The sequence below is a fragment of the Rhodococcus sp. NPDC127593 genome (assembly GCF_042671975.1).
Classification (GTDB): Bacteria; Actinomycetota; Actinomycetes; order Mycobacteriales; family Mycobacteriaceae; genus Rhodococcus_F.
Window position 1 is genome coordinate 20,176 of record NZ_JBHXWI010000099.1, and the last position, 7,159, is coordinate 27,334.

The window sequence follows — 7,159 nt, forward strand, 5'->3', positions numbered from 1 at the left end:
CTGTTCCTATGAAGACCTTACAGAACTTTATCGGTGGAAAATGGGAGGACTCCCAGAGTTCGACGCTGCATGATCTGGTGAACCCCGCCACCGAAGACGTGATCGCACGCTACCCCGGCGGAACGCCCGACGACGTCGACCGCGCCGTCGATGCGGCAGTGGTGGCGCAGCCTGGGTGGGCGGAGCTGCCGGTCGCTGAACGCGTGGAACATCTGACGCGGTGGGGCGCGGAGATCGCCGAGCATGCCGAGGAACTCGCGGAGCTCGAATGTCAGGAAATGGGGAAACCGGTCGCCCTCGGTAGATCCTTCATCGACGGCGGTGTCCAGGGGCTTCGGGCCGCGCTCGACGATGCCCTGACCTATCCCTTCGTCGAAACCCTCCCCGGCGCGGACGGCGGCGGCGGCGGAACGACGATCCTGCGTCACCCCCTGGGCGCCACCGCCGTCATCACCCCGTGGAACTTCCCCGTACCGATGGTGCTGGGTGCTCTCGGGCCACTCCTCGCCTCGGGCAACACCGTCGTGGTCAAGCCGTCCGAACGATCACCACTCTCCACCGCCCGGCTGTTCGAGTTGTCGACGTTGCCTCCGGGAGTGGTCAACCTCGTCCTCGGTGACTCCCGGGCGGGGGCACCGCTGGTCGAGCATGGGCAGATCCGGCTGGTGCACTTCACGGGGTCCGTCGAGGCAGGCCGCCGGATCGGCGCGCGAACCGGTGGGCGGTTGTGCCGGTCGATCCTCGAACTCGGCGGCAAGGACCCAGTCGTCGTCGACGCCGGTGTCGATCCTGTCGCAACCGCCGCCGCGATCGCCTTCGGCGCGTTCGTCAACACTGGGCAGATCTGCACGTCCATGGAACGCATCTATGTCCACCAGGACATCGCCGAGGCGTTCGTCGACGCACTGGTCGACGCTGCGTCCACCTATGCCCTCGGTGACGGCCACGACGCCGAAACCGTACTGGGGCCGTTGGTCGATGCAGGCCAGCGCGATATCGTCCATCGGCACGTGACCGACGCCGTCGAGCGCGGCGCTCGCGTCCGCATCGGCGGCGTAATCCCGAAGCGGAAGGGGTTCTTCTACCCGGCGACCGTCCTCACCGACGTCGACGACTCCATGCTCGTGATGACCGAGGAAACGTTCGGCCCCATCGCCCCGGTCGTTGTCGTCTCCTCATTCGAGGAGGGAATCGAGCGCGCCAGTTCGTCGCGCTTCGCTCTCGGGGCCACCGTCTACACGCACAACCCCGACCACGCCGCCGCGGGCGCCGGCATCCCTGCCGGGGTGACCTGGATCAATCAGTGGCAGGGCGGTGGCCCGGAGAGGCTCTATGAGCCCGCAGGCGACAGCGGCATGGGCGCAACCGGCGCCCGAGCGGCGTATGACGCCGCGACCCGTCCCGCAACGATTCACACCGCTCCGGCAACTGTGTCCACGCTCTCATGACAGCACCTGCCGCTGGAGCGAAAGCTGCTATCGAGCAGAGGATTCGACGATACGAAGGGACGCTTCTGAAGTTGTCTCACCGCATCCACGCGAACCCTGAATTGGGATTTCACGAACACCGAGCCAGTGAGTGGGTCGCCGACGAACTCAGCGGCGGGGGCTTCGAGGTGCAGCACGGCTGCTACGACCTACCCACGGCGGTGCGCGCCACGATCGGATCGGGTCCGGTGCACGTCGGAATCTGCGCCGAATACGACGCCCTCCCCGAGATCGGGCACGCATGCGGTCACAACATCATCGCCGCCGCCGGCGTCGGTGCTGCCCTCGGCCTGGCCGACCTCGTCGACGACGTGGGGTTGACCGTCACACTCCTCGGCACCCCTGCCGAAGAGGGCGGCGGCGGGAAGATCCTCATGCTCGAACGCGGTGCCTTCGACGGGCTCCACGCCGCGATGATGGTCCACCCCGCCGCCGTCGAGATGGCGGCGATGCCCGGCACGGCTATTTCCCAGTTCGAAGTTGCGTACAAAGGCAAGCCCGCCCATGCCGGGGCCTATCCCGAACTGGGGGTCAACGCTGCCGACGCGATGCTCATCGCGCAGGTAGCGATAGGCCAACTGCGACAACAAACTCGCGGAACCGACCGGATTCAGGGCATCGTCACCGATGCCGGCACCGCCGTCAACGTGATCCCCGATACTGCGGCCGGACGCTGGATCGTCCGCTCCGAGACCGCCGAGGCACTCGCCACGCTCACTGCGCGCGTGAAACGCTGCTTCGAGGCCGGAGCGCTGGCCACCGGATGTGCCATGTCGATCACTCCCACCGGACCGGACTACGCAGACTTGCGCCCGGACGCCACCCTGCTTGCTCGATACCGCGCCAACGCAGAAGCCCTCGGTCGCAGCTTTCCTGATCTACCGGACGCAATGATGGGTGCAGCGACCGACATGGGCAACGTCTCTCACACCGTGCCCACCATTCACCCCATGCTCGGCCTGGACTGTCATCCCGTGGTCAACCACCAACCTGAATTCGCCGCCGCCTGCATCGGCCCGGCAGCCGACAGAGCCGTTCTCGACGGCGCTATTGCAATGGCCTGGACCGCAGTCGATTTCGCGGCACAGCATCCGGCGAATCCTCACTGAATCAGCGCCGCCCGCGGCCGATCAGGCACGACACCGCCGCGAAACATTGCTCCGGAGAACTTGTGGTCAGGACGACCGGTCTCGTGACTGTGCACTTCAGGCAAGTACCGACGTCGCGTTGATCCCACCCATAACCACCTACACACCCGCCCGGGACCCCCGAACAGCAGGGAATTCAGCAGCGGTTCGCGTCGCTCGCGGCGACGCCTGGGGAGGGAGTGCGTCATGGTGTTCGAGAGATTCTCCGATCAAGCCCGCCACGTGGTCACCCCACGCCGCCGGAGCCGCCCGCACACATCATTAGAACTGCGTCGGCACCGAACACCTGCTCGCCCCAGATCCTCGACGCCGGCGGCCCCGGAGCGGCAGCGCTGACCTCATGGGGTGTCACCGCGCCAGCCCTCGAGAGCAAGCTCGACGACATCAGCGCACAAGCGGGCTCCGTCCCAGCATCTGGGCACCTCCCAATCACCGGCGAAAACGAAAACGGTTCTCGAGGCGGCCTGCGCCAGACCGCCCTGCTCGGGCACGAAGAAATCGGCATCGACCACCTACTCCTGGCCCTGCTCGACGACCACGCCTCCACCGGCGCTCAAATCCTCATCGACCTCGCACCCCTCAACATCAGCGAGATGCGCGAACACCTCCAGCACCAACTGGCCCAGCAGGCCCACCCCCAGCCCCTCCCACCGCATACCCATCCGGCTCAGCGACGACGAATACACCCGCGACCACACCGCCGGCCAGAACCTGAAACCTCCGGTCCACGACCGCATCCACCGACGCACTCGAACAACCCGAATAGCAGGTTCAGTCGGGGGTGAAGAACAACTCCATAGCGATCATGAACCACGCCACCAACGCCGCCATCGGCACAAACGCCAGCACACACGGAAGAGCGAATTGCCGGGCGGGCCGCCACGGAACCGACACCAACCCGCACGCCACCACCACCACAAGGGCCGGTGCCGCCCAGCTCACCCAATACCCGACCGGCGGCGGATCAGACCCGAACGAAGTGAACGACCCATGCGGATACACCCGCGGCTGCGGAACATCGACGTAGTGCTGCCACAAGATTACCGCCGGCAGATAACAGAAGAACCCCAGCAGCAGACCCGCGCACACGCCCAGCGAAATCCGCCAACCCCTCCCCGGCCCCGCCGGTGTCCCCTCGTCCACACCACCCATCATCCGCAACACGCCTCCCGATCACATACGGGACGTGTCACCTTAGGTCGACCTTATATTGTCTCCAGCGCCGTGCGGCAACTGCTGAGCCTCGCCGAGTACCGGCCGCTGGTGGGATAATCCCACTAGGAGGATCGTCCACCCCGAAGACGATGCCCCTGCAAAAACGTCGACCCCGGCCCAGGGCCTCAGGACCGCCCGAGTGCGCCGGGGTCGGCCCAAAGAGGACGGGTGCGGTCATGCGGCAACCGACCGCGTGCGGACCAACACCGGGGAACCCACAACCAACGTGGAGGGCTCCGATTTCGTGTCGCTCTTCGCTGACATGCGGTAACAAGTCGGAGCCCGTCACCGACGTACTAGATGTCGTAGTCAACGATGACGGACCCGAACAGCGGGCGCTGGACTCGAAAGGCGAGCAGGCAGATGAACGAACTGCTGAGCACGCTGCCGGAGAAGCACCGGGAGATCTTGATCCTCCGCCTCGTGGTCGGTATGTCAGAAGAGGAAACGGCCCCGGCCGTGGGTGGTACCGCTGGAGCTGTCCGCGTGGCTCAACACGAGCCATCGCGGGTGACGAGGGCAGGTGAGAGGTTTGGCTAGGGGCATCAAGCGCAACGGCAATACCGATGCCGATCTCCCAGGAGACGACGCACCGGTGGACGTCGCGGCAGTGCGCCGCGACGACGCGCTGATCGACGCGATCGCCGGTGGCGCTCCCGTCACGACGGATTCGCCGGAACAGGACCAGCTCGCGCTTCTGCTGACCAATTGGCGCGCCGACATCGTGGCGACGCCGATGCCGACCGGGCCGCTGCTCGACGACGTGATCGCGGCGATCGACGCCTCGGACACCCGTTCCGCACGCAGCGCTGCCCGCGGCAACCTCCGTCTGTTGCGACCCATCGCCGGCGCTGCCGCCGCGATCGCGGTCGTCATGGGTGGTGCCACCATCTTCTCGTACAACGCCGCACCCGGCGATCCGTTGTGGAGCGTCAAGTCGGTCGTGTTCAGCCAGCAGGCCGATTCGACCGTTGCGCAGATCGACACCACCTCACAGCTGCAGGAGGCCGAGCGGCTGATCGCAGCGGGCGACGCGGAGGCGGCGAAGAACCTGCTTGCGGGCGCCGCCGACCGTGTCGGCGGGGTACGCGACTCCGACATGCGCAACGAACTCGACGTGTGGCGTGCGAAGCTCGCCGCGGAGGTCGAGAAGATCGCTCCCACCACCACGCCGCCGGCAACGACGACGCCCGGTACCACCACCACCGGCGCGCCGACGCAGACCGCCGAGTTGCCGGCCACTGTGCCGGGGACACCCGGTTCCACGACGACGCCGGGAGTCGAGCAACTGCCGGGAACCCTGCCCACGGATCTGCAGATTCCCGGACTGCCGCCCACTTCACTGCCGCCGTTACCCACGACGACGCTCACGCTTCCGCCCGAGACGTTGCCGTCCACCAGCCCTGAACCCCCCATCACGATGGTCCCGCCTCCGCAGCCGCCCCTGCCTGTGCCGTCGGACAACCCGACCACGCAACCACCCCCGCCTACGCCGTCGGACAACCCGACCACGCAACCACCCCCGCCTACGCCGTCGGACAACCCGACCACGCAACCACCCACCCAGCAGCCGCCGCCGGAGCCTTCCTCGGCGCCGCTCCTGCCGCCAGTCCCGACCAGCTGAGAACTCGGCGGCCGCGCGCGATGCTCTTCGGCTCCCCCAGGCGCTCACTGTGGGTGCTGGGCACCGGGATGCTGTCGCTGTCGAGGATCATCGAGAACATGGAGCTCGGGCACAACGTGATGCACGGGCAATGGGACTGGATGAACGACCATGTCGAGTGTGCTGCGTCCGACATCGGTGTCGCCGGTCGGGCTCCGGCGCGGCCGACGAGCGCCAGCCCGATCCTCAATGAGGCGATGCACCAGGCACGCGGACCGGCTAGAGGCGAGCGGCGGCGAACTGTGCAGCCGTGATGGTCATCCCGTTCGCGGGATACAACGCGTGCACGACATTGGGGCGTCCCAGAGGGGCACCATCGCAGATGTTGTCGCCGGGAGCGCACAAATCGATTGTCTTGGGGCCGAATAGCGGCCCGACAACAATCGGCGGACTGCCTGCATCACGCATAAACCGATCCGAGGGTTTTCCGAAGAAGACGACCGCGGCAACGTGGCTCGCCACATCCGGCGACAACGGCCCGGGTAGGCCTAGCTCAGTAGGTAATCCGGCTGGATTTCCGTCCGCGGTGACAAACCCTGCCACAGCCGCGCCCTGAGAGTAACCGCCGACCACCATCCTCGTGTTGGGGCAGCTTGTCGCCATGAACTGAATCCGAGAATGCATGTCCCGCATCCCGTCGACGAAGGTGTGGACAAACGCTTGCCTGTCATCAAAATTGCTACCGGCAGGGTAGTTAACGGCGTACGCCCCGATCGACCGCGCGCCCGCGAACAAGCGCAGCGATTCGACGAATGAGAGTCCTGTGATGCCCACGCCATCCGGTTGATCGGTACCCCGGGCGAACGCCACCTCGACATCGGGACATGGCTGGGCGGATGCGGGCGGGGGTTCGAAGGGTACGCCGAGCAGCGCTGCAAACGTCAGCATCGCCGTGCACAGGAATCGAGCGAGCGTGCGTGTCGCCATGAGGTAAACACTACATTCAGCAACGACACGAACATGCTATCTTTACCGACCCTGGGAAACTCTGGGGTGGGTGTGCCCCGTGCGCTGGTGACCGTCCCAGTACCGATCGAGGGCAGGGTCGTAGGGATCGGGGTGCGAGCCGGCGGGAGCGTTCATGGCGATCCGCTCTCGGGGACCTTGTCCGCAGGAACGTCGTACGGGGCGATTGGTGCGTTACAGCCGCGATCTCCGAACGGGAACCAGCGGACAGTTCACTCTGGCGCGGCCTGTGTACTGCTGTCCTCCAGTCCGTGGGTTACGCAACCTGGACGCGTGCGTCCGGTTGGGTGAGAGCCGGGGAGAGCTGGCCGCACTCCCGGTCGCCGCCGCGGCTACGACCGGACCTGGCACCATCGTCGTGGTGTTGCGCGCTTACTGGGGCTCGGATGGCGGAGTCGATTTGGTACCGGTGAGGCGTCGGGTACACCGAACTGCCAGCCCACTTCGTGACAACAACGCATCCGCATCGGCACGGGGCACGTCCGACAAGAGCGCGCCGTCACACCCGACGTACCCGTCTCGCGGCCCCGACCCCGACGCCGACGCCGACGCCGACGCCGAGAGCGTGACGCGGCACCGGACCCCCTAGGGCATGTCTCCCAATAGTTTGAGCCATTCGACGATGCCGGCGAGGAGGAATCCGGCCCGGTAAGTCAGGGCAAGCTTGTCATACCGAGTTG

General features: G+C 66.4%; 7 protein-coding genes and 2 pseudogenes. 6 read left to right on the forward strand and 3 right to left on the reverse strand.

Features of this window, described 5'->3' with window-relative positions; translation table 11 throughout:
* Positions 1–8 precede the first annotated feature (8 nt).
* The 3 genes from ACFVJ3_RS46120 to ACFVJ3_RS46130 all read left to right on the forward strand — a co-directional run bounded on the left by ACFVJ3_RS46120 (position 9) and on the right by ACFVJ3_RS46130 (position 3,420).
* A complete protein-coding gene (locus ACFVJ3_RS46120) occupies positions 9–1,448 on the forward strand; it encodes an aldehyde dehydrogenase family protein (protein WP_378458440.1) in 1,440 nt (479 codons plus the stop codon).
* 71 nt (positions 1,449–1,519) lie between these two features.
* A complete protein-coding gene (locus ACFVJ3_RS46125) occupies positions 1,520–2,596 on the forward strand; it encodes a M20 family metallopeptidase (RefSeq protein ID WP_378458441.1) in 1,077 nt (358 codons plus the stop codon).
* Between the two features lie 218 nt (positions 2,597–2,814).
* Complete coding sequence (locus tag ACFVJ3_RS46130; RefSeq protein ID WP_378458442.1) at positions 2,815–3,420, forward strand: Clp protease N-terminal domain-containing protein; 606 nt, start codon at positions 2,815–2,817, stop codon at positions 3,418–3,420.
* On the opposite strand, the gene ACFVJ3_RS46135 is transcribed toward ACFVJ3_RS46130, so the two are convergent.
* Positions 3,407–3,778 (reverse strand): hypothetical protein, encoded by a 372-nt coding sequence (locus ACFVJ3_RS46135; protein ID WP_378458443.1) that lies wholly within the window; start codon positions 3,776–3,778, stop codon positions 3,407–3,409. The two genes, ACFVJ3_RS46130 and ACFVJ3_RS46135, sit on opposite strands and share 14 nt — an antisense overlap.
* Before the next feature lie 341 nt (positions 3,779–4,119).
* Between ACFVJ3_RS46135 and ACFVJ3_RS46140 the strand changes: the two are divergent.
* From ACFVJ3_RS46140 to ACFVJ3_RS46150, 3 genes and pseudogenes are all read left to right on the forward strand, one after another.
* A pseudogene (locus tag ACFVJ3_RS46140) lies at positions 4,120–4,390 on the forward strand (sigma factor-like helix-turn-helix DNA-binding protein); the annotation flags it as partial.
* Complete coding sequence (locus ACFVJ3_RS46145) at positions 4,374–5,474, forward strand: anti-sigma-D factor RsdA (RefSeq protein WP_378458444.1); 1,101 nt, start codon at positions 4,374–4,376, stop codon at positions 5,472–5,474. The pseudogene ACFVJ3_RS46140 and the gene ACFVJ3_RS46145, both read left to right, overlap by 17 nt.
* Before the next feature lie 14 nt (positions 5,475–5,488).
* Positions 5,489–5,623 (forward strand): annotated as a pseudogene (locus ACFVJ3_RS46150) (acyl-CoA desaturase); the annotation flags it as partial.
* A gap of 109 nt (positions 5,624–5,732) precedes the next feature.
* Here ACFVJ3_RS46150 and ACFVJ3_RS46155 read toward each other — a convergent pair.
* Both ACFVJ3_RS46155 and ACFVJ3_RS46160 read right to left on the reverse strand, forming a co-directional pair.
* Positions 5,733–6,440, reverse strand: a complete 708-nt coding sequence (locus ACFVJ3_RS46155) for a cutinase family protein (protein ID WP_378458445.1) — start codon at positions 6,438–6,440, stop codon at positions 5,733–5,735.
* A gap of 42 nt (positions 6,441–6,482) precedes the next feature.
* The gene (locus ACFVJ3_RS46160; RefSeq protein ID WP_378458446.1) at positions 6,483–6,596 is read right to left on the reverse strand and encodes a DUF2510 domain-containing protein; all 114 of its coding nucleotides are present in this window, start codon (positions 6,594–6,596) and stop codon (positions 6,483–6,485) included.
* Positions 6,597–7,159 lie beyond the last annotated feature (563 nt).

Excerpts from the sequence above, each read along its gene's own strand:
- ACFVJ3_RS46120 (WP_378458440.1), top strand. The coding sequence starts at position 9 with ATGAAGACCTTACAGAACTTTATCGGTGGAAAATGGGAGGACTCCCAG.
- ACFVJ3_RS46155 (WP_378458445.1), bottom strand. The coding sequence starts at position 6,440 with ATGGCGACACGCACGCTCGCTCGATTCCTGTGCACGGCGATGCTGACG.
- ACFVJ3_RS46160 (WP_378458446.1), bottom strand. The coding sequence starts at position 6,596 with ATGAACGCTCCCGCCGGCTCGCACCCCGATCCCTACGACCCTGCCCTC.